The 21,792-nt window shown below is 74.9% G+C and carries 19 protein-coding genes and 1 riboswitch; of the genes, 7 read left to right on the top strand and 12 right to left on the bottom strand.

The features are described 5' to 3' along the window. The first annotated feature begins 64 nt into the window (after positions 1–64). Both ACU610_RS23260 and ACU610_RS23255 read left to right on the top strand, forming a co-directional pair. Positions 65–1,336, top strand: coding sequence for an ArgE/DapE family deacylase (locus ACU610_RS23260; protein WP_446770060.1), 1,272 nt, complete (start codon positions 65–67; stop codon positions 1,334–1,336). Beyond that, a complete protein-coding gene (locus ACU610_RS23255) occupies positions 1,333–1,962 on the top strand; it encodes an HD domain-containing protein (protein WP_446770059.1) in 630 nt (209 codons plus the stop codon). Before ACU610_RS23260 ends, ACU610_RS23255 begins: the two co-directional genes overlap by 4 nt. Here ACU610_RS23255 and ACU610_RS23250 read toward each other — a convergent pair. Continuing rightward, positions 1,931–2,209 carry a DUF4031 domain-containing protein gene (locus ACU610_RS23250; RefSeq protein ID WP_446770058.1) on the bottom strand — a complete coding sequence of 93 codons (279 nt, stop codon included), beginning with the start codon at positions 2,207–2,209 and terminating at the stop codon, positions 1,931–1,933. The two genes, ACU610_RS23255 and ACU610_RS23250, sit on opposite strands and share 32 nt — an antisense overlap. Positions 2,210–2,294: 85 nt before the next feature. Here ACU610_RS23250 and ACU610_RS23245 point away from each other — a divergent pair, with 85 nt between their 5' ends. Continuing rightward, on the top strand, positions 2,295–3,293 hold the full coding sequence (locus ACU610_RS23245) for a Gfo/Idh/MocA family protein (protein ID WP_446770057.1): 999 nt from the start codon (positions 2,295–2,297) through the stop codon (positions 3,291–3,293). A gap of 4 nt (positions 3,294–3,297) precedes the next feature. Here ACU610_RS23245 and ACU610_RS23240 read toward each other — a convergent pair whose 3' ends face one another. Then, positions 3,298–4,137, bottom strand: coding sequence for a DUF72 domain-containing protein (locus ACU610_RS23240; RefSeq protein ID WP_446770056.1), 840 nt, complete (start codon positions 4,135–4,137; stop codon positions 3,298–3,300). A 171-nt stretch (positions 4,138–4,308) separates the two neighbouring features. Here ACU610_RS23240 and ACU610_RS23235 point away from each other — a divergent pair, with 171 nt between their 5' ends. The 3 genes from ACU610_RS23235 (at position 4,309) to ACU610_RS23225 (ending at position 8,158) form a co-directional block, all read left to right on the top strand. After that, the gene (locus ACU610_RS23235; protein ID WP_446770055.1) at positions 4,309–6,225 is read left to right on the top strand and encodes a fibronectin type III domain-containing protein; all 1,917 of its coding nucleotides are present in this window, start codon (positions 4,309–4,311) and stop codon (positions 6,223–6,225) included. Positions 6,226–6,358: 133 nt separating this feature from the next. Then, positions 6,359–7,768 carry a glucose-6-phosphate dehydrogenase gene (locus tag ACU610_RS23230; protein ID WP_446770054.1) on the top strand — a complete coding sequence of 470 codons (1,410 nt, stop codon included), beginning with the start codon at positions 6,359–6,361 and terminating at the stop codon, positions 7,766–7,768. 30 nt (positions 7,769–7,798) lie between these two features. Then, positions 7,799–8,158 (top strand): VOC family protein, encoded by a 360-nt coding sequence (locus tag ACU610_RS23225; RefSeq protein WP_446770053.1) that lies wholly within the window; start codon positions 7,799–7,801, stop codon positions 8,156–8,158. A 150-nt stretch (positions 8,159–8,308) separates the two neighbouring features. On the opposite strand, the gene groL is transcribed toward ACU610_RS23225, so the two are convergent. The 4 genes from groL to thrC form a co-directional block, all read right to left on the bottom strand. After that, positions 8,309–9,937: a chaperonin GroEL gene (gene groL, locus ACU610_RS23220; RefSeq protein WP_446770052.1), complete on the bottom strand. Its 1,629-nt coding sequence runs from the start codon at positions 9,935–9,937 to the stop codon at positions 8,309–8,311. A gap of 216 nt (positions 9,938–10,153) precedes the next feature. Then, on the bottom strand, positions 10,154–11,050 hold the full coding sequence (locus ACU610_RS23215) for an SDR family NAD(P)-dependent oxidoreductase (RefSeq protein WP_446770051.1): 897 nt from the start codon (positions 11,048–11,050) through the stop codon (positions 10,154–10,156). 303 nt (positions 11,051–11,353) lie between these two features. Then, on the bottom strand, positions 11,354–11,554 hold the full coding sequence (locus ACU610_RS23210) for a cold-shock protein (protein ID WP_091218572.1): 201 nt from the start codon (positions 11,552–11,554) through the stop codon (positions 11,354–11,356). A 209-nt stretch (positions 11,555–11,763) separates the two neighbouring features. Then, a complete protein-coding gene (gene thrC, locus ACU610_RS23205) occupies positions 11,764–13,065 on the bottom strand; it encodes a threonine synthase (protein ID WP_446770050.1) in 1,302 nt (433 codons plus the stop codon). Positions 13,066–13,077: 12 nt separating this feature from the next. Beyond that, positions 13,078–13,207: riboswitch (SAM riboswitch) on the bottom strand. A gap of 60 nt (positions 13,208–13,267) precedes the next feature. Here thrC and ACU610_RS23200 point away from each other — a divergent pair. Further along, on the top strand, positions 13,268–14,089 hold the full coding sequence (locus tag ACU610_RS23200; RefSeq protein WP_446770049.1) for an HAD family hydrolase: 822 nt from the start codon (positions 13,268–13,270) through the stop codon (positions 14,087–14,089). Positions 14,090–14,235: 146 nt separating this feature from the next. On the opposite strand, the gene ACU610_RS23195 is transcribed toward ACU610_RS23200, so the two are convergent. The 6 genes from ACU610_RS23195 to ACU610_RS23170 form a co-directional block, all read right to left on the bottom strand. Further along, entirely contained in the window at positions 14,236–15,111 is an 876-nt protein-coding gene (locus ACU610_RS23195) for an ABC transporter permease (protein WP_446770048.1), read from the bottom strand. Then, positions 15,108–17,996: an alpha/beta fold hydrolase gene (locus ACU610_RS23190; protein WP_446770047.1), complete on the bottom strand. Its 2,889-nt coding sequence runs from the start codon at positions 17,994–17,996 to the stop codon at positions 15,108–15,110. The genes ACU610_RS23195 and ACU610_RS23190 overlap by 4 nt, the downstream gene beginning before the upstream one ends. Positions 17,997–18,082: 86 nt before the next feature. Then, positions 18,083–19,273 (bottom strand): LytR C-terminal domain-containing protein, encoded by a 1,191-nt coding sequence (locus ACU610_RS23185; protein WP_446770046.1) that lies wholly within the window; start codon positions 19,271–19,273, stop codon positions 18,083–18,085. Between the two features lie 551 nt (positions 19,274–19,824). Then, positions 19,825–20,193 carry a DUF3263 domain-containing protein gene (locus ACU610_RS23180; protein ID WP_446770045.1) on the bottom strand — a complete coding sequence of 123 codons (369 nt, stop codon included), beginning with the start codon at positions 20,191–20,193 and terminating at the stop codon, positions 19,825–19,827. Positions 20,194–20,349: 156 nt separating this feature from the next. Continuing rightward, on the bottom strand, positions 20,350–21,267 hold the full coding sequence (gene rarD, locus ACU610_RS23175; RefSeq protein WP_446770044.1) for an EamA family transporter RarD: 918 nt from the start codon (positions 21,265–21,267) through the stop codon (positions 20,350–20,352). Between the two features lie 55 nt (positions 21,268–21,322). Beyond that, positions 21,323–21,754: a CBS domain-containing protein gene (locus tag ACU610_RS23170; RefSeq protein ID WP_446770043.1), complete on the bottom strand. Its 432-nt coding sequence runs from the start codon at positions 21,752–21,754 to the stop codon at positions 21,323–21,325. Positions 21,755–21,792: the final 38 nt, after the last annotated feature.

Below are 21,792 nucleotides of genomic sequence, written 5' to 3'. Positions count from 1 at the left end.
CGCTCCCTCACACGGCCCGGGGCGAGTGACTTGGACCGTCCGCAGCGCGTGCCAGACTCCGCCCGTGGCCGACCTGACCGACGCCGAGGCGCGCGTGCTGTCCGTCGTCGACGAGGCCTGGGCGGTCTCCCGGCTGCGGGACCTGGTGGCCGTCCCCTCGGTCGGCGGCACCCCGGCGGAGTGCGAGGTCCAGCACCGGGTCGGTGACTGGCTGGAGGAGCTCGGCTGTGCCGTCGACCGCTGGCCGATCGACCTCGACGCGGCAGCCACGGCGCGGGACGCGCCCGGCCAGGAGGTCGAGCGCAGCGAGGCGTGGGGTGTCGTCGGCACCGCGCCGGCGGCCGAGGACGGGACGCCGGCGCTGGTCCTCTCCGGTCACACCGACGTCGTCCCGCCCGGGGACCGTGCGCGGTGGCCGGGCGACCCGTTCGACCCGCGCGTCGCCGACGGCGCGGTGCACGGCCGCGGCTCCTGCGACATGAAGGCCGGGGTGGTCGCCGCCCTGGCCGCGCTGGCCGCCGTCCGGACGGCGGGGGTGCGGCTGGCCCGGCCGGTCGCGGTGCACGCCGTCGTCGGCGAGGAGGACGGCGGGCTCGGCGCGTGGGCCACCCTGCAGCGGGGGCACCGCGGCGACGTCTGCGTGATCCCCGAGCCGACCGCCGGCGCCGTGGTCACCGCCAACGCCGGGGCGCTCACCTTCCGGCTGGAGGTCACCGGTCACGCCGCGCACGCGGCCCACCGCGACCGCGGGGTCAGCGCGGTCGAGCTGTTCGAGCGGGTGCACGCCGGCCTGCGCGCCTTCGAGGCGGAACGGCAGGTGGACGCCGACCCGCGCTTCGGCGAGGCCCCCTACCCGTACGGCATCAACATCGGACGGGTGCGGGCCGGGGACTGGGCCAGCTCGGTGCCCGACCGGCTGCTCGCCGACGGCCGCTACGGCGTCCGGCTCGGCGAGGACGTCGCCGTGGCGCGGGCGGCCCTCGAGACACGGCTGGCCGAGCTGTGCGCCGCCGATCCCTGGCTGGCCGGGCACCCGGTGCACCTGACCTGGACCGGCGGCGCCTTCGCCAGCGGCTCGCTGCCGCACGGGCACCCGCTGCTGGCCGCCGTCCAGCACGCGGTCGCCGACGCCGGCGCCGGGGTGCCGCCCGAGCGGGCCATCCCGGCCGGCAGCGACCTGCGGCTCTACGCCGCGGCGGGGGTGCCGACCCTGCACTACGGCCCCGGTGACCTGCACCTAGCGCACGGACCGCTGGAGCGGGTGCCGGTCGACGAGCTGGTCACCGCGGCCCGCGCGTTCGTGCTGCTGACACTGCGCACCTGCGGGGTCGCATGACCCTGGTCGGCTTCGAGGCCTGGGCGCAGCTCGCCGGCGACTCCCCCACCTCCCGCACCGAGTGGGCCGCGGTCGTCGCCGCGTGGGGCGAGCCGCACCGCCGCTACCACGACCTCCGGCACCTGGCCGCTGTCCTCGGGATGGTCGGGGAGCTGGCCGGCGCCGCCACCGATCCCGACGCGGTCCGGCTGGCCGCCTGGTACCACGACGTCGTCTACGACCCCCGCCGCGGCGACAACGAGCAGGTCAGCGCCGAGCGGGCGCGCGCCGGCCTGCGCGGGCTGGTGCCGCCGGAGCGGGCCGAGGAGGTGGTCCGGCTGGTGCTGCTCACCGCCGGGCACGACCCCGCTCCGGACGACGCGAACGGCGCAGTCCTCTGCGACGCCGACCTCGCGGTGCTCGCCGGGCCGCCCGAGGCCTACGCCGCCTACGCCTCCGCGGTGCGCGAGGAGTACGGGCACCTCTCCGACGCCGAGTTCACCGCCGGGCGCACCGCCGTCCTCGAGCACCTGCTGGCGCTGCCGGCGCTGTACCGGCTGCCGGCCGTCGCCGCGGAGTGGACGCCGCGGGCGCGGGCCAACCTCGCCGCCGAGCTCAGCCTCCTGAGGGCACGCGCCTCTTCTTGAGCCGCAGCCCCGCCCCCATCAACCGGGCGAGCAGCTCCCGCCCACCGACCGGCTCGGCGCCGGCGGCCACCGCCACCTCGTAGAGCTCGTCGGGGACGTCGTAGTGGTCGCCCTGGAAGGCCCGCCGCGGGATGCCGAGCTCGGTGGCGACGAAGACGTGCAGCTCGTCGTAGGAGACGTCGCTGACCAGGTGCGACCAGCGCCGCCCGCGCCACGGCCACACCGGGGGGTCGATCAGCACCGCCACGGCGACAGTCTGCCCGCACCGGGACACGTCTGCCGGACCCGTCCCGAGGCTGGAGACCCGTGAGGGGTGCTCTACCGTCCTGCCGGTGAGCGAGGAGATCCGCTGGGGCGTCGTCGGACCGGGCCGCATCGCCGAGAACGTGATGGCCGACTTCGGGCACGTGCCCGGCGCCCGGCCGGTCGCGGTCGCCTCCCGGTCGGCCGACCGCGCGGCGGCCTTCGCCCAGCGGCACGGGCTCGAGCGGGCGCACGGCTCCTACGCCGAGATCCTGGCCGACCCCGAGGTCGACGTCCTCTACGTGGCCACGCCGCACCCCCAGCACCACGCGGTGGCCCTCGCCGCGATCGACGCCGGCAAGGCGCTGCTGGTCGAGAAGAGCTTCACCGCCACCACCGCGGGCGCGCGCGAGGTCGTCGAGCGGGCGCGGGCGCGCGGCGTCTTCGTCATGGAGGCGATGTGGACGCGGTTCCAGCCGGTCGTCGTGCGGCTGCGGGAGCTGGTGGCCGACGACGCGATCGGCGAGGTCCGCTCGGTGCAGGCCGACCTGGGCGTCGCCCGCGAGTACGACCCGGCCGACCGGCTCTTCGCCCACGAGCTCGGCGGCGGCGCCCTGCTCGACGTGGGCGTCTACGTGGTGTCTTTCGCGCAGATGGTGCTCGGCGACCCGGACACCGTCACCGCGACCGGCTCGCTGTTCCCCACCGGCGTCGACGCCGAGGCCGCGCTGCTGCTCGGGTACGCCGACGGCCGGTCGGCCACGCTGACCACCTCGCTGCGGTACCCGACGCCCGGGCAGGCGCGGGTGTTCGGCACGGCCGGCTGGATCGACGTCCTCCCCCGCTTCCACCACCCGCGCACCATCGTGCTGCACCGCGCCGGCGCCGATCCCGAGGAGATCACGCTGCCGCCGTCGGGCACCGGCTACAGCCACGAGCTGGCCGAGGTGACCGAGTGCCTGCGGGCCGGGCGGACCGAGAGCGCCGTGATGCCGCTGGCCGACACCCTCGCCGTCCAGTCGGTGCTCGGCCGGGCAGCCGACCAGCTCGGCGTGGCGTTCCGGGAGGACCCGCACGTGCTGGGGTGACGCCTCACCCCTCGGGCAGGCCGGGGCCCGCTCCGGCGAGCGGCGTCCCGGCCTGTGGCGTCTCGGGGGGCGACCAGGCCCGGCCGCTCGCCTGGTCGGCGGTGGGCACGCGGGTCGGCGTCCGGCCCGTGCGGCGCACCGCCTCGGCGAAGACCACGGCGTCGGTGACGGCCGCACCCCCGGGGTCGTTGTTGAAGTACACGAGGACGTCGGAGTCGCCGTGGGTCTCCGACAGCCGCTCGGCCCACACCTGCAGCGTCTCGGGGCGGTAGGCCCATCCCCCGGCTCCGGTGTGCAGGCGCAGGTACCCCCACTCGGCGGTGCGCCACAGCGGCGCGACCGGCTGCTCGCCCCGGTCGGCCCAGCACAGCGCCGCGCCGTAGCGCTCGAGCAACGCGCGGACCTCGTCGGTCCACCAGGAGTCGTGCCGCGGCTCGACGGCGACGCGCACGCCGGCCGGGAACTGGGCGAGGCACTCGCGCAGCAGGTCGGCGTCGGCCCTGAGCGTGGGCGGCAGCTGCAGCAGGACGGCGTCGAGCCGGTCGCCGAGGCCGGCCACGCGCTCCACCAGCCGGCCGACCGGCTCCTCGGGCTCGCGCAGGCGCTTCACGTGGGTGAGGAACCGGCTGGCCTTGACCGCCCACCGGTAGTCGGGGGGCGTGCGCTCCCGCCAGGCCTCGAACGTCGTCCGCTCCGGCAGCCGGTAGAAGGCGTTGTTGCTCTCGACCGTGGCGAAGTGCTCCGCGTGGTGCTCCAGCCACAGCCGCTGCGGCAGCTTCTGCGGGTAGAAGCGGCCCCGCCAGTCGCGGTACTGCCAGCCCGACGTCCCGATGACCACCGCCACGGCAGCCGCCTACCCGCCCGGGCCGCCGCCGACTCGGGGCCGCCGCGCCCCCGGATTGGGGGGATCCGCTCCCCCTCCGCTCGGCTGCCGGGCGCGTCGCCGCAGGACGACCGTGACGCCCACGAGACCGGCCCACGGTGGTGTGGGCACGGCGCGACTGCGGAGTAGGCGATGACCAGGACACGACCGACCCAGTACGGCGGTCGCGGGGGTGCGCACGGAGCTGTGGGTGCCCCCGCGTCGCGAACGTCCCGATCCCCCAAGCGGCTGATCGCCGGCGGCCTGGCCGCCCTCACGGTCACCGGCGCTGCCGTGACCCTCGGTGGGATCGCCCAGGCCGGCAACCCGCCGCTGGGCCCCGGCAACATCGAGGTCTTCCCGAAGCGCGACATGGTGGCCCTCGAGGGCTACACCGCGCAGGCCGGCGAGAGGGCGACCGTCACCGTCTCGCGCAACGGTCAGCAGATCGGCATCGGGCAGGGCGTCATCGACGCGACCGGTTTCCTCGAGTTCAACCACCCGGGCGGCTCCTGCTGGACCGGCGTGACGCCCAACATCTCCGGCGGCGACCTCGTCGAGGTGCGGTTCAGCCAGACCGCCTTCACCGACGGCGCCTACGTCAGCTCGGCCAAAATCACCAGCGTCACGCACAGCGACTTCGCCGCGACGGCGGCCGAGGGCGACGTCGAGGGCACGGTCACCATCAGCGGCACCTACGGCGACGACTTCGGCACCCGGTTCGACCTCTCGCGCTTCGTCGTCGAGGTGGTCAACCCGGAGATGCGCCGTCCCGACCCGTCCACGCCCCCCACCCTCATCGGCGAGCGGGCCATCGGCTGGACCCCGGTCGTGGACCCGGCCGAGCCCAACGGCGGCCCCGGGTACGAGGTCACGGGCTCCGCCGAGAACGGCGCCTTCTCGGTCACCTTCGGGATGTACTCCGCCGCCGACGCCGAGCGCGTGCTCGACGGCGAGCACGTCGTGACCTCCTGGATGCAGGACTCCGGCGAGCTGACCCTCGGCAACTCGCTGTACGAGTTCGGCGAGACCGACGGGCCCGGCTTCGGCGGCTGCCCGGCCGGCCCGGCCTCGCAGGCCCCGGTGCCGCCGACGACCGTCGACGCGACCCGTAGCGGCACGGACGTCACGCTGGCCTGGACCACCCCGGCCCAGCCGGTCGACGCCAACCCGGTCACCCAGTACCGGGTGGCCGCCGTCGACGGGGTCACCGGGCAGGAGATCGCCGTCCGCCAGGGCGCGAATGAGGGTCAGAACTCGGCGACCATCCACGGCCTGGTCGAGGGGCAGGCCTACGGGCTCATCCTCGAGGCCAACAACGGCCTGTGGAGCCCGGTGGTGCAGCTGGGCACGCTGAACGCCGACGGCACCATCACACCGGCGACCGACCCGACCAACCCCGACACCACCGGTGGCGGCACCGGCGGCGGCACCGGCGGGGACGGCGGCACCGGCGAGACCCCGACCGACCCGGTCGCGGCGGCCCCGACGGCACCCTCGCTCACCCGGGTCCTGGCCGGCCACGAGTCGGTCACGGCCGAGTGGACGGCGGCCCAGCCGGGCAACGCCACCAGCCCGGTCACCGGCTACGAGATCGTGGCCACGCCGCCGGCCAACGCCGACGGCACCGCGGGCACCCCGGTGACGGCGCAGGTCGCCGCCACGGTCACCTCGGGCACCGTCACCGGCCTGACCAACGGCGTCGACTACACCGTCCAGGTGTTCGCCCTCGCCGGCACCCAGCGCACGGGCAGCACCACCGCCACGGGCGTCAACGCGGTCGTCAAGCCGGGTGACGTGGTGACCGTCAGCCGCGCCCAGTACCGCGCCGACAAGCGGGAGTACCGCATCTCGGGCACCGTCCAGGACACCACCGACAACCGGGTGCACCTCCGGATCGGCGACGTCGCGGGCAGCGGTGCGGTCATCCAGCTCAACGTCCCGGTGCTGGCCGACGGCACCTGGACGGTCGACCTCCGCAACGGTCCGGTGCTGCCGACCAACAACCGGTTCAACGTGACCTCCGACTCCGGCGCCAGCACGGTCGCCGCGATGACCCGGTCGCGCTGAACCGGCCGGCACACGTCGGGGCCGCACCCGGGCCCTGACAGTCCCTGGGCAGATCGAGGGCCCGTTCCCGTGCGCGGGGGCGGGCCCTCGGTCTGCACGCGTGACCCCGCCCCCGCGCGGGCACAGCACCCGCGTGACCGACCTCCCCCCGACCGTCTTCGTCCTCTTCGGCGCCACCGGCGACCTGTCCCGCCGGATGGTGCTGCCGGCCTTCTTCGAGCTCGCCCAGCGCGGCCTGCTGCCCGAGGACTGGCGGTTGGTCGGCAACGGGCGCGGCGACGTCTCGCACGTGGACTTCGCCGACCTGGCCCACGACGCGCTCACCGCGTCCGGTTCGCAGCCCGACCAGGGGACGTGGGAGGGGTTCGCCAAGCGGCTGCGCTTCGCCGGCGGCGGCTTCGAGGAGTCCGACCCGGGCAGCCTGCTCGACGTCCTCGGCGAGGCACGCGAGGAGCTGGGCGGCCACCCGCAGCTGGTGCACTACCTCGCCGTCCCCCCGTCGGCCTTCGAGAAGCTGACCCGGGCACTCGGGCAGCACGGGCTGACCGAGGGCGCACGGGTCGTCTACGAGAAGCCCTACGGCACCTCGCCGGAGAGCTTCCGCGAGCTCGACGACCTGGTGCACTCCGTGCTGGACGAGGACCAGGTCTTCCGGATCGACCACTTCCTGGGCAAGGAGGGCACCCAGGACCTGCACGTGCTGCGCTTAGCCAACGGCCTGTTCCAGCATGCGTGGCACCGCGACCAGGTGGCGCAGGTGCAGGTCGACGTCCCCGAGGACCTCGACGTAGCCCAGCGCGCGGAGTTCTACGACGCCACCGGCGCCGCCCTCGACATGCTGGTCACCCACCTGTTCCAGGTCGCCGCCGAGGTCGCGATGGAACCGCCGGCCAGCTTCGCCCCCGACGATCTGCAGGAGGCCCGCGAGAGCGTGCTCGCCGCCTTCCGGCCCCTGGACCCCGACGAGGTCGTGCTCGGCCAGTTCGACGGCTACACCGACATCGAGGGCGTCGCCGACGACTCGCAGACCGACACCTACGTCGCCGCCCGGCTGTGGGTCGACACCGACCGCTGGCGCGGGGTCCCGTTCGTGCTGCGGACCGGCAAGCGGATGGCCGCCAGCGAGCAGCGGGTGAGCCTGCTGCTGCGCCGTCCCGACGGGCCGGTCACCGACGTCCCCGGCCACGGCAACGTGCTGTCCCTGTCGCTGTCGGGATCGGGCGCGGTGGACCTGCAGGTCGTCGCCAAGGAGCCCGGCCCCGACCTCTCCCTCGCCACGGCGACGGCCACTCTGCAGCTGGCCGACGTCCCCGGGGGGACGCCGCTGCCGCCCTACGTGTCCCTGCTGCACGACGTGCTCGTCGGCGACCGGTCGCTGTTCACCAGCAGCGAGGGCCTGGCGCACGCGTGGCGGGCGTTCGCCCCGCTGCAGCAGCGACCACCGCGGGTGCACCGCTACGCGCCGGGCTCGTGGGGCCCGCAGGAGGCCGAGGCGCTGGCCGAGCCCTGCGGCTGGCTGCTGGGCGACGGACGCCAGGACTGACGCCCGCGGCGGTGTGCTGGAGTGGCGGGCGTGCCCGATGCGCCCGCCCGCTTCAAGGACCTCTGCCTCGACGCCCGTGACCACCAGGCGACCGCCGACTGGTGGTGCGCCGCCCTGGGCTACGTCCGCCGTCCCTCGACCGAGCCGCGCGACCCGGCGTGGCCGGTGCCGATCGAGGACCCCACCGGCGCGGGTCCGCTGATCTGGGTCAACCCCGTGCCCGAGCCCAAGACCGTCAAGAACCGGGTGCACCTGGACGTCGTCGGGGACACCACGGCCCTGCTGGCGGCCGGCGCGACGCTGATCCGCGCCCGCGACGCCGAGATCGGCTGGGACGTGCTCGCCGACCCCGAGGGCAACGAGTTCTGCTGCTTCGCCCCGGAGCCCTGAGGCCCCACCCGGCGGGATCGGCCGCAGAACGCCGACAGGGGCGGCCCCGCGAGTGCGGGACCGCCCCTGCAGGTGACGGACTGGAACGGCCCCGCTGCAGGGCCCCGCCGTGAGCTTGCGAACGGTGACGGACTGCAGCGGGGTCCTTTCTCAGAAGTCCATGCCGCCCATGTCGCCGGCACCGGCGCCGGCGGCCGCGGGGGCCTTCTCCGGCTTGTCGGCGACGACGGCCTCGGTGGTGAGGAACAGGCCCGCGATGGACGCGGCGTTCTGCAGCGCCGAGCGGGTCACCTTGGCGGGGTCGATGATCCCGCTGGCGACCAGGTCCACGTACTCGCCGGAGGCGGCGTTGAGGCCCCAGCCGGTGTCGGAGTTGCGGACCTTCTCCGCGACGACGCCACCCTCGAGGCCGGCGTTGACGGCGATCTGCTTCAGCGGCGCCTCGAGCGCGACGCGCACGATGTTGGCACCGGTGGCCTCGTCACCCTCGAGCTCGAGCTTGTCGAACGCGACGGCGGTAGCCTGCGCCAGGGCGACGCCACCACCGGCGACGATGCCCTCCTCGACGGCGGCCTTCGCGTTGCGGACGGCGTCCTCGATGCGGTGCTTGCGCTCCTTGAGCTCGACCTCGGTCGCGGCGCCGGCCTTGATGACGGCGACGCCACCGGCCAGCTTGGCCAGGCGCTCCTGCAGCTTCTCGCGGTCGTAGTCGGAGTCCGACTTCTCGATCTCGGCGCGGATCTGGTTCACCCGGCCGGCGATCTGGTCGCTGTCACCGGCGCCCTCGACGATCGTCGTCTCGTCCTTGGTGACGACGACCTTGCGGGCGCGGCCCAGCAGGGAGACGTCGGCGGTGTCGAGCTTGAGGCCGACCTCCTCGCTGATGACCTGGCCACCGGTGAGGATGGCGATGTCGGCGAGCATGGCCTTGCGGCGGTCACCGAAGCCGGGGGCCTTGACGGCGACCGACTTGAAGGTGCCGCGGATCTTGTTGACCACCAGGGTCGCCAGGGCCTCGCCCTCGACGTCCTCGGCGATGATGGCCAGCGGCTTGCCCGACTGCATGACCTTCTCCAGCAGCGGGAGCAGGTCCTTGACCGAGCTGATCTTGGAGTTGACGACGAGCACGTACGGGTCGTCGAGGACGGCCTCCATGCGCTCGGCGTCGGTGACGAAGTAGGGCGAGATGTAGCCCTTGTCGAAGCGCATGCCCTCGGTGAGCTCGAGCTCGAGGCCGAAGGTGTTGCTCTCCTCGACGGTGATGACGCCTTCCTTGCCGACCTTGTCCATCGCCTCGGCGATGAGCTCACCGATGGCGGTGTCGGCGGCGGAGATCGACGCGGTGGCGGCGATCTGCTCCTTGGTCTCGACGTCCTTGGCGGTCGAGAGGAGGTACTCGGTGACCGACTCGACGGCCTTCTCGATGCCCTTCTTCAGGGCCATCGGGTTGGCGCCGGCGGCGACGTTGCGCAGACCCTCGCGGACGAGCGCCTGGGCGAGCACGGTGGCGGTGGTGGTGCCGTCACCCGCGACGTCGTCGGTCTTCTTCGCGACCTCCTTGACGAGCTCGGCGCCGATCTTCTCCCACGGGTCCTCGAGCTCGATCTCCTTGGCGATGCTCACACCATCGTTGGTGATGGTGGGGGCACCCCACTTCTTCTCGAGGACGACGTTGCGGCCCTTCGGGCCGAGGGTCACCTTGACGGCGTCGGCGAGGGTGTTCATGCCCCGCTCGAGGCCGCGGCGCGCCTCTTCCTCGAAGGCGATCATCTTGGCCATGTGGTGATGTCCTCCATGCATGGATCGCTACACGGCCGGGACCGGCGCCCGCGACGGACGACACCGGCGGCGCGGGCACTCCGTCGTCCCGCGCACCAGTGCCTCACCGTTCCGACCTGATTGGCACTCGGCACTGTCGAGTGCCAATCAGGAGTCTGGCACTCGACCCTGCCGAGTGCAAGAACGCCGGTCGATCGGACTGCTGTTCCCGGGGTCTCAGCGGGAGGCGGGCTCCCGGGAGACCTCGGCGGTCGGCGCGGGTGCCGGCGCCCGCACGGTCCCGGAGCCCCCGGGACCGCGGGCCGCCATGGCGGCCCACACCCGGAGCACCAGCGACGGGGACAGGCGCATCAGCCGCCACATCACCCGCGCCTGACGCGGCGCCACGATGACCGCTCGGTTGCGGTCCATCCCGCGGAGGACGTCGTCGGCCAGGGCATCGGCGCTGTAGAGCCGCCCACCGCTGAACCGGGTGATGAGGGCCCGGGTGTCGACCCCCTCGAGGCTCGGCACCCGCGGCAGGTCGGCGGGCATCCCCTTGTCCAGGATCGGCGTGTCCACCCCGCCGGGGCAGACCACGCTCACCCGGACCCCCCGTGGCGCACCCTCGGCCCGCAGGCTCAACGACAGCCCGACCACCGCCCACTTCGTCGTCGCGTACGGAGCGGACCCGGGTGAAGGCAGGAGACCGGCCAGCGACGCGGTGTTGACGATGTGGCCGTGCCCCTGGCGCACCATCAGGGGGTAGGCGGCGTGCACCCCGTGCACCACGCCGCGGAGGTTGACGTCGAGGGTCCGGTCCCAGTGCGCCAGGGCAAGCTCCTCCGCCGGCCCGCCGATCCCGATCCCGGCGTTGTTGAACAGCAGGTCGAGCCGGCCGTGCCGCTCCGCGGTGCCGGTGACGAGGGCGGCGACCGCGTCGGCGTCGCGTACGTCGACGGCGGCAGCCGTGGCCGTACCCGGCCCCGCGGCGCGCAGCTGATCCGCGACCTGGGCCGCCGCGTCCCCATCGACGTCGGCGAGGACGACGAGGTCGCCGCGCCGCACCAGCGCCGTCCCCAGGGCCCGTCCGATCCCGGATGCACCGCCCGTGACGATCGCGACGCGTGACATGGCCACCCCCTCGTCCCCTGGCGCCGTCCGGCGCTCGCGGGGGCAGCCTCCCGCGGTCACGAGCGTGGGACCACCCCCTGGCCCGCGGTGCGGTGTCGGCTCGCGGCGCGGGGGCCGAAGGCCTCCCGGTGCGGGGCGACGGTGGGCTCCGCGCGCCAGGGGGACGGCACCGGACCGCGGTCGTCGTCCGGAGGACGACAGGACGACACAGCACCGAGGCCCGGCTCCCCTGTCGGGGACCCGGGCCTCGATGAGCGTGCTGGGTGGTTCTCGGCGCTGTGCCGGATGCTCGCCTTCGCGAGCTCAGGCGACGCGGACGGCGTCGGCCTGCGGACCCTTCTCGCCCTGGACGACCTCGAAGGTGACCCGCTGGCCCTCGTCGAGGCTCTTGTAGCCGTCCATCTGGATGGCCGAGTAGTGGACGAAGACGTCCTGGCCGCCGTCGACGGCGATGAAGCCGAAGCCCTTCTCAGCGTTGAACCACTTCACGGTGCCCTGTGCCACGTGCGCTCCCACGTTTCGTGCCTGCGGACGACCCCCCACCGACCAGGGAGGCCGGGTCGAGCTCTTCCGCCCGTCGAAACACGAACGTGGAACCGAACCGCGGGAGAACGTACAGCACAAAACGCCAGGTGAGACCAGACTCACGCGCGCGGCACACCGGATCGGAGGACGACGCCCCCGGAACCCGGGATCGCGCCGCACCCCACGGGTCAGCCGATGAGCCCCGCAGCCCGGACCGAGGACAGGGACGGCGACACCCGGTGGGTCGGCCCGACGACCGGCTCCAGCGGGTCGAGGGTCTTCAGCCCCTCGCCGGTGTTGAGGATGACGGTCTCCTTGGCCGGGTCCAGCCGGCCGTCCTCGACGAGCTGGCGCAGCACCGCGGTGGTGACGCCGCCCGCCGTCTCGGCGAAGACGCCGGTGGTGCGGGCCAGGTCGCGGATGCCCTGCACGATCTGGGCGTCGTGCACCCGGCCGACGGCACCGCCGGTGCGCCGGATCGCGTCGAGGGCGTAGGGGCCGTCGGCCGGGTTGCCGATGTTCAGCGACTTGGCGATGCCGGTCGGCCTGACCGGCTTGACGACGTCCCAGCCGTTGTCGAAGGCGGTGGCGATCGGGTCGCAGCCGGCGGACTGGGCGCCGAAGATCGTCCACTCGGTGGCCTCGACGATGCCAGCCGCGGTCAGCTCGCGGAACGCCTTGTCCACCTTGGTGAGCAGCGAGCCCGACGCCATCGGGATGACGACCTGCGCCGGGATCCGCCACCCGAGCTGCTCGGCGATCTCGTAGCCCATCGTCTTGGAGCCCTCGGCGTAGTAGGGCCGCACGTTCTGGTTGACGAAGGCGGTGTCCTCGAACTCGTCGGTCTCGGCGAGCTCGCTGGTCAGCCGGTTGACGTCGTCGTAGGAGCCGTCGACGGCGACCAGCGTCTGCCCGTAGACCGCCGACTGCACGACCTTGCCCGGCTCGAGGTCCGACGGGATGAAGACGAAGGAGGGCAGGCCGACGCGGGCGGCGTGCGCGGCCACCGAGTTGGCCAGGTTGCCGGTCGAGGCGGCGGCGATCTTGCCGTAGCCCAGCCTCTTGGCGGCGGTGGCGGCCAGGCTCACCACGCGGTCCTTGAAGGAGTGCGTGGGGTTGGCCGAGTCGTCCTTGACCCACAGCCCGCCCGTGAGGCCCAGCTCGGCGGCCAGCCGGTCGGCGCGCACGAGCGGGGTCATGCCCGGGTCGAGGGTGACGCGGTCGGCCGGGTCCTGGCCCACCGGCAGCAGCGCGGCGTAGCGCCAGATGTTCTGCGGTCCGGCCTCGATCTGCTCGCGGGTGACCGCCTTGAGCAGGTCGGGGTCGTAGTCGACCTCCAGCGGACCGAAGCACTCGGCGCAGGCGTGCTCGGCGATCAGGCCGAAGGTGGCGCCGCAGTTGCGGCAGACCAGCCCGCGGGCCGGGGACGGCGGGACGGGGCCGCCCGCACTGGAGTCGGCCTGGCGAGAACCGGGAGCGGTCAGGGTCATGCGACGACTACCTCCTCATCTTCCCCGCGTCGGGCCGTCGAGCCGCGCGGGACGGAATTGGCACCTTCCGCCGCGCGGACGCGCAGGACGGCGGTTGCCGGGGCTTCGTCGGGCCGTGTCCCTCTGCCCCTCTGGATGAGTGGAACGCCCGCGACTCTACCCACGTGGCCGGCCTCGCCGCGGCCCGGGCCAGGATGGGCAGGTGAGCACGCGCGTCGTCTACACCGACCTCGACGGCACGATGGTCGGCCCGCGGGGCTCGTTCTGGCACACCGCGGCCCGCGACCTGACCGACGACCCGGCCGGCGCGCTGCACGACCTGCACCGCGCTGGCGTGGCCCTGGTGCTGGTGAGTGGGCGCACGTTCGAGCAGGTGGTGGAGGCCGCGCGGATCTTCGCCGCCGACGGCGCCATCGCCGAGTTGGGCGCGGTGGTCAGCTGGGACGGCGGCCGTGGCGTGCACCGGCTGACGGGCGCGCTGCCCGAGGAGTACGCCGGCCGGACGCCGATGGAGGTGATGGCCGAGCTCGGCGTCGTCGAGGACCTGCTGGCCCGCCACGCCGGGCGGCTGGAGTGGCACGCGCCCTGGCACGCCACCCACGTCACCGACGCCCTGCTGCGGGGCCGGGTCGACCCGCTGGCCGTGGACGCCGAGCTGGCGGAGCGTGGTGTGGGCTGGCTGACGCTCAAGGACAACGGCGCCATCCTGTCGACGTCGCGGATGACGCTGGTGCCCGAGGCCCTGCCGCCGCGGGTCTACCACCTGATGCCGCGCGGCATCTCCAAGGGCGCGGCGATCGCCTGGGACCTCGAGCGGCGCGGGCTGACCCCGGCCGACGCGGTGGCCATCGGCGACAGCGTCAGCGACCTGGAGATGGCGCCGGCGGTCGACCGGCTGTGGATCACCGCGAACGGGGCCACCGTCGACGGGATGGCGGACCTGCTGGCCGCCGTCCCCAACGTGACGGTGACCGACGCACCCATGGGCGAGGGCTGGGCCCAGGCCGTCCGCGCGTCGCTGTAGCGGGGGTCGCCGTGCCACGTCCCCGGGTCACGGTGCACACCCTGACCAGTCCCGACGGCTTCGCGCCCGACGTGGGGCCCTACTACGAGACCGCGGCCCGGCTGCCGCAGCAGGCCGTGCTCCGCCCGCCGTGGCACTCCAGCACCTCAGGAGGTGACGTCGCGGCGGGAGAAGTGCCGGAACCCGAGCGCCGTGAACACCACCGCGTAGACCAGTGACTGGACGACGCCGCGGAACATGTCGCCGGAGTCGACGGGGGTCTGCAGCAGGTCGGTCCAGGCGAACTCCTCCGCGGTCGGGAAGAAGTCGCGGATGGCACCCAGCTGCTCGACCTGGTCGAGGATCGCGAAGACGAACATCGTGAACACCGCCCCGCCGACCGCGGCCAGCGGCGCGTCGGTCACGGTGGAGAACCAGAACGCCAGCGTGCCGACGACCAGCAGGTGGACGGCGAGGTAGCCGACCATCCCGGCCAGCCGCAGCAGCCCCTCCCCCTGGCCCAGCGTGACGCCGACCGGTGTCTGGACGGCGCCGAAGCCGAACGCGATGCCGCCGGCGAGCAGCGCGGTGAGCACCAGGGTGACCAGCGCGCCCACCGACAGCACCAGCGCGGCCAGCCACTTCTGCCGGAGCAGCCGCATCCGCGGCACCGGGGTGGCCAGCGTGTAGCGCAGCGACCCCCACTGGGCCTCACTGGCCACCGTGTCGCCGAAGAACAGCGCGTAGACGACGACGAGGAAGAAGCTCGTCGTCGCGAACAGCACGAACAGCGTGAGGTTCAGCCCGCTCGCGGTGGCGACGTCGACGAGGTTGATCCGGCTGTTCTCCTCGGCCTCCTCGGTGCCGCCCAGCTGGAGGGCGGCGATGAGGATCAGCGGCAGTGCCACCATCAGCACCAGGACGCCGAGGGTGCGCCGGCGCTTGAACTGCCGGCGCAGCTCGACCGACAGGCGCAGCGTGCGCTCGGGCCGGTAGCCGGCGACCGCCCCGGTCGGCTGCACGTGCTGGGCCGTGGAACTCATGACTCCCCCACCAGTGCCAGGAACGCGTCCTCGAGCCGGCGGCGCGGCGTGAACGCGTCCACCGCCACGCCGGCCGCCACCAGCGCCTGCAGCGCCTGCGCCCGACCGGTGCCGTCGAGGTCGGCGACCAGCCCCTCGTCGGTGCGCTCCACCGTCACCCCGGGCAGCCCGGTGAGGACGGCGGCCGCCCGGTCGGTGTCGGCGTCGTCGGCCAGGCCGACCAGCACCGACCCGCCGGTGCCGACGATCTCCTCGACCGTGCCCTGGGCGATCTTCTGGCCCTTGGCCATGACGACGACGTGGCTGCAGGTCTGCTCGATCTCGCTGAGCAGGTGACTGGAGACGATCACCGTGCGGCCGGTCGCGGCGTAGGAGCGCAGCACCTCGCGCATGGCGTGGATCTGGGGCGGGTCCAGCCCGTTGGTCGGCTCGTCGAGGACCAGCAGGTCGGGCAGGCCCAGCATCGCCTGGGCGATCGCGACCCGCTGGCGCATGCCCTGGCTGTAGCGGCGCACCGGCCGGTCGATCGCGGCACCGAGGCCGGCGACCTCGATGGCCTCCTCCATGTGCGCGTCCTCGGCGGGGCGGCCGGTGGCGGCCCAGTACAGCCGCAGGTTGTCGCGGCCGGACAGGTGCGGCTGCAGACCGGTGCCCTCGACGAACGACCCCAGCCGGGACAGCACCGGCGCACCCGGGCGGATCTCGTGGCCGAAGACGGTGATCCGCCCGTCGGTCGGCCGGATCAGTCCCATGAGCATGCGCAGCGAGGTCGTCTTGCCCGCGCCGTTGGGGCCGAGCAGGCCGAGGACCTGGCCGCGACGCACCTCGAACGAGAGGTCGCGGACGGCGACGAAGCCGTCCTTGTAGGCCTTGGTGACGCGGGTGAAGCGCAGCGGCACCTCCTCACCGTCGGGCTCGACCACCGAGACCCGCCGGCGGCGCCGTCGTCCCCACAGCAGCGCGGCCAGCCAGCCGAGCAGGCCCAGCGCCGTGACGACGCCGAGCAGGACCCACCAGCGGGAGGTGCCGCCGGCGGCGTCGGTGCGCCCGTCGACCTCCGGGACGGCGAGGGCGGCGGCGTCCCCGCCCTCGGCCAGCGCGACGGAGTAGACGGCGGCCTCGGCCGGCAGCGCGAACGCCTGGTCGGTCGAGGAGACCACCACGCGCATCGTGTGCCCGGCCTCGAAGCGGTGCACGATCCCCGGCAGCGTGACGCCCACCCGCGTCGGCGCGGTCGGGTCGGCGGACAGGCCGGTGAGCGACAGGGGCGCGACCAGGCCCGCCGGCAGCGTCGCCGTCCCGTCGGGGGCGACGTCGTAGAGCTTGGCGAACAGGGTCGCCGAGCCACCCGGCGAGGCGACGTCGAGGTCGATCGTCGAGGCGCCGACGACCTCCACCGCCTCGTCCAGCGGCTCGCTCTCGAAGGCGGCGGACTGGCCGGGGATCTCGAACGACTGGCCCGCCAGCGCCGAGGCCAGCGAGCCCAGCCCCGGGACGACGGTGATCGCGGCCGGCGTCCCACCCGCGGGCGTGACCACCGGCTGCAGCGGACCGTCGACGGCGATCGGCTCGCGCTGCGCGGGCTCGCTGCCGGCCAGGCCCGGGTACACCGGTGCGGTCACGGTGCGGTTGCCGCCCTGCACGGTCCCGACCGTCGCGGCCACGCCGGTCGGGGCGGGGAACTCGAAGCCGGTGCCGGGGTCCTCGCCTCGGCCGCGCAGGTGCCAGTCGAACCAGCCCGCGACCTGCTCGCGCAGCTCCTCGGTGGTGCGCTCGGAGGCCTGCGCATCGTGGCCGCCGGCGTACCAGACCACCTTCACCGGGGTGCCGTCGGCGGCGATGCCGCGCGCGTTGGCGTCGGCCTGGCCCAGGCCGAACAGCGAGTCCTGGGTGCCCTGCACCAGCAGGGTCGGCGCGTCGATGCGGTCGAGCACCGTGGCCGGGCTGCTGCGGTCGAGCACGGCGGCGATCTCGGGGGTGAGCGTGCCGGTGGACGCCGCGGACTGGTACGCCGCGCACACCTCGGCGGTGAAGCGACCGCAGGTCAGCAGCTGCTCGACCGCCTGCGGGTCCACCGCCGCCGGGTCGATCGATCCGAGGTCGGCGGGGAGGTCCGCGGGCAGGCCACCGGCTGCGGCGGCTCCGTCGCCGTCGCCGTCCCCACCGCCGAGTGCGCCGAGCAGCCCGCCCGTGGGGGCCGACCCGACGCCGAAGAACAGCCCCGACCACAGCCGCTTGTAGACCCCGCCGTCCTGCCCCTGCGGAGTGGCCGCGACGGTGTCGGCGGCCGGCTCACCCACCTGCGAGGGGAAGAACGCGGCGGTCAGCGAGTTCCAGGTGATCTGCGGGGCGATCGCGTCGATGCGGTCGTCGTAGCCGGCGCCGAGCAGGGCCAGTGCCCCGCCGTAGGAGGCCCCGGCGACGCCGACCCGCGGGTCGCCCTCGGTGTCGAGCAGGACGTCGTCGCGCGCCGCGAGCCGGTCGAGCAGCGCGGAGAGGTCGGCCACCTCGGACCGCGGGTCGTTCAGCCCGATCCGTCCGGTGCTCTCCCCGAAGCCGCGGGCCGAGTAGGTCAGGACGACGTAGCCGCGGCCGGCCAGGTCGCGCGCGTCGTCGGCCACCGACTCCTTGCTCCCGCCGAAGCCGTGGGCGAGCACGACCGCCGCCGCCGGCTCGTCGGCCGTCGCGGAGGCGGGCAGGTACAGGGTGGTGTCGAGCTCGGCGGCGTCCGCACCGGTGCCGACGGGGACCCGCGCCTCCTCGGTGGTGACCTCCTCGGCCGCCGCGGCCGGGACGACGGGCAGCAGCCCGGCCACGGCCAGGGTGAGCAGCAGGAGCAGGGCGGCGGACGTCGCGCGGGCGCCGGGGCGCGGGCGGGGACGCACGGGCCCGCGAACGGGACGCACGGAGCCGCCAACGGACGGCCGCGCCCGGTGGTTCCGGGCACGGCGCGGCGCGCGGTGCCCTGCGGTCAGGGCCGCCACTCGCCGGTGGTGATGACCACGAGACCTGGCGCCGCGACCTCCGGGACCTCGAAGAAGCGCACCGCCGGGCCGCTGATCTCCGGGAACTGCTGGACGAGCTGGACGGCGGCGTCGTACTGGGTCTGGTCACCGTCGGTGTAGTAGACGGTCGTCGTCGCGACGTCGGCACCGCCGTACTCCCCGACGCCCGCGGGCTCCCAGCCCCCGGAGGTCAGCTGCGCGGCGATGTCGCCCGCCAGGCCGGAGACGCCCGTGGCGTTGAGCACGGTCACCGGCACGCGCACCGGCGCGACGGGGGCGGCGTCGATCGGCGGCAGCGGCTGGACCTCCAGCGGCGGCAGGGCCGAGCTCGGCACGGCCGGGGCCGACGCCGTCGCGCTGGGCTCGGTGGAGGTGTCCCGCGAGACCTCCTGGGCCTCGGGAGAGGTGAAGGAGTAGACGCCGAGCACCACGAGGGCGACGACGGCGACGGCCAGCAGGCCCACCGCGGCGCGGCGCACGCCGGAGGTCCGCCGCTCCTCCTGACCGGCGGCGCGGAGTGCGCGCAGCCGCTCGGCCTCGGCTGCCTGGCGCTCCGCGCGCGACGCGGCGCGGCCCCCGACGACGCCGGTGGAGCTGCCGGTGTCCGGCCCGCGGCGGTCCTCGAGGGCGTCCGACCGGTCCTCGTCGGCGTGCCGGTCGTCGTGCCGGTCCGCGTCGGCGTGGTCGTCGCGGGCGGGCGCCCGGTCCGGGATGGCCTCGGTCGCGGGTGCGGCCGCGCGGGACGAGCCGGCGGGCGTGCGGTCGGGGATCGCCTCGGTGGCCGGTGGCGCGGGCGGAGCCTCGTCGCGGGTCCGGGAGGGACTGGTCCAGTCGCGGTACCCCGGAGCGGCCCCGGGGGAGGGTGCCGCGGCCGGCGACCGGCCGGAGGACCAGGCGCGCTCGTCGGGTTCGGTGGCGGCCGGGGAGCCGGTCGGCGCCGCGTCGGCCACCCACGGGCGGGCCCGGTCCGCGGCCCGCCGGCGGGGGGTCTCCGCGGGCCGGCCGGCCGGAGCCGGCGCCGGGTCGTCGGCCGGATCGGGGGTGGGCACCGCCTGGAACGGGGCGACGGTGGTGCGGGGGGCGGGGGGCGCGGCCGGCGCCGCGGCCGCGGACGGCGGCACCGGCAGCCGCACGCGGGTCTGCGGCGCGGGCTCCACCGGTCGCCGGTCCACGGACGGGGCCGGCCCCGGGCGACCGGCGGACGGTGCAGGGCGGGCGGTGGACGGCACGGCACGGCCGACGGACGGCGCGGTGCGGACGGCACCTGCGACCGGGACCGGCACCGGCCGGGCGGGGACCGCAGCAGCGCGGCTCGCTCCGGCGGCGCGGCTCCCCTGGGCGGCGGGTACCCCGGCGCGCGGAACGCCGGCGGCCGGGCTGCCCATCCGTGCGGAGGCAGTCGCGCCGCGCGACGCTGCCGGGACGGCGGGCCGGGCGGGGGCCGCGGCACGCGGCGGGGCGGCCTGCGGCACCGGGCGACCCGACGGGGGACGGCGGCGGCCCGGGTCCTCCCCCGCCTCGAGCAGTCCGTCACGCCGGCGGTCGGCGCGGCTGCGGTTGGGCGCCGTCGGGTGGTCGCTCAGCTCGCGTGCGACCGGAGGTGCGTCGAGCGGGCCGTCGGTGCGGCGTCGTCCGTGCGGGACGGGGGCGTTCCCCTGGTCCGTTCCGTCACCGCCTGGCGCGGCATGCCTGCCCACGGTGACCAAATCTAGAGGGCGCGGCCTCCGTTGCCCAGGAACTGAGACGATCGCCGCTGTCCGCGCGCGGCGCGCAGCCGACGGAGGCGCCGCACGAGCAGCGGGTCGGCCTCCAGTGCCGCAGGCCGGTCGACCAGGGCGTTGAGCACCTGGTAGTAGCGCGTCGGCGCCAGGCCGAAGCGGTCACGGATGGCCGTCTCCTTGGCGCCGGGCCGGCGCCACCACTGCCGCTCGAAGGCGAGCATCTCGTGCTCGCGGCGGGTCAGGCCGCCGGGCCGGGCGGGCGGGTCGGAGACGGGAGCGGGCGTCGGGTCGGCCGCCGGGGGAAGAGGCACCTCGCCCCCCGGCGGGGAGACCGCGGGAGCTGGTTCGGCAGACACGGAGTCCTCCTTCGGAACACCTGCCACGGTAGTCCCGCCCACTGACATCCCCGGGCCGCCGGCGGCCTCCCGGCCGGTGGAAGGACCCCATCCCCCTCACCCCTCGCAGGCTCGGGGCGAGCCTCCGGACGGGGCCGTGGGGGCAGGGGTCCCTTCTCAAACCGGTGCGGGCATGGCCTCCGTCGTCCGCCGACGGGCTCCGGCGCGGGCGCTGCGCAGGCTGTCGACCGTGAACACGGCCAGGGCGATCCAGACGATCACGAAGCCGGCCAGCCGCGCCGGCGGCATGGGCTCGTCGTAGACGAAGACGCCGATCGCCAGCTGCATGAGCGGCGTGACGTACTGCAGCAGGCCCACCGTGGACAGGGGGATGCGCCTCGTCGCGCCGGCGAACAGCAGCAGCGGTACGGCGGTCGCCACGCCCGAGCTCAGGAGCAGCAGCAGGTGGCCGGTCCCGGCGTTGCCCGCCGTCCCCTCCCCCTGCGCGTGCAGGACCACGAGCACCGCCACCGCCGGGACGACGACCAGCGCGGTCTCCACGAACAGCCCCGGCGCGGCCGCGACGTGCACCAGCTTCTTCATCAGCCCGTACAGGCCAAACGTGGCCGCCAGCGTCAGGGCGATCCACGGCGGGCGGCCGTAGTCGACGGTGAGCACGCCCACCGCGACCGCGGCGATGCCGACGGCGACCCACTGCAGCCGCCGCAGCCGCTCGGTGAACACCACGACCCCGAGCAGCACGCTGACCAGCGGGTTGATGAAGTAGCCCAGCGAGGTCTCGACCACGTGCCCGGAGTTGACGCCGTAGACGAAGACCAGCCAGTTGGCGGCGATGAGCACCGCGGCGCCGGACAGCACGAGCATCGACCGGCGGTCGGTGACCGTCGCTCGCACCTGCGGCCAGGCGCGCACCGCGGTCAGCAGGACGGCGATGAAGACCAGCGACCAGATGACCCGGTGGGCCACGATCTCCACCCCGCCGGCGGGCTCGAGCAGGGGGAAGTACAGCGGGAACAGCCCCCAGAGGCCGTACGCGGCCAGTCCGGAGGCGACCCCGGCGCGCCGCTCGTCCACCCCTGCACCGTACGTCCGGCCCCCAGAGGCCGGTCCACCGGTTCCCGGGGTGGGATCAGCCGGTCTGGATGTAGTCGACGAGCTGGGCCCGCTCCTCCTCCAGCTCGTCGAGCCGGGCCTTGACGACGTCGCCGATGGAGACGATCCCGACCAGCTCGCCGGCGTGGACGACCGGCACGTGCCGCACGCGGTGCTCGGTCATCGTGCGGGCCAGCTCCTCGACGCCCGCGTCGGGCACGCAGGTGTGCACCTGTGCGGTCATCACGGTGGAGACCGGATCGGCGAGCAGTCCGGCGCCGCGCTCGTGCAGCGCCCGGACGACGTCCCGCTCGGAGACGATGCCGTCGACACTGCGGCCGTCGCCGGAGACGACCAGGGCACCGACCCGGTGCTCGGCGAGCAGCGCCAGCGCGGTGCGGACGCTGGCGTTCGCCTCGACCGTGGCGACATCGCTCCCCTTGCGGCGGAGCAGCTGACGGATGTGCATGCCGGACCTCCTCGCCGTCGGGTCGCGCGGGCGAGTGT

The organism is Geodermatophilus sp. URMC 61 (assembly GCF_052931555.1).
The sequence above is the reverse complement of the archived record's forward strand: the minus strand, read 5'-3'. Positions and strand labels throughout refer to the sequence as shown.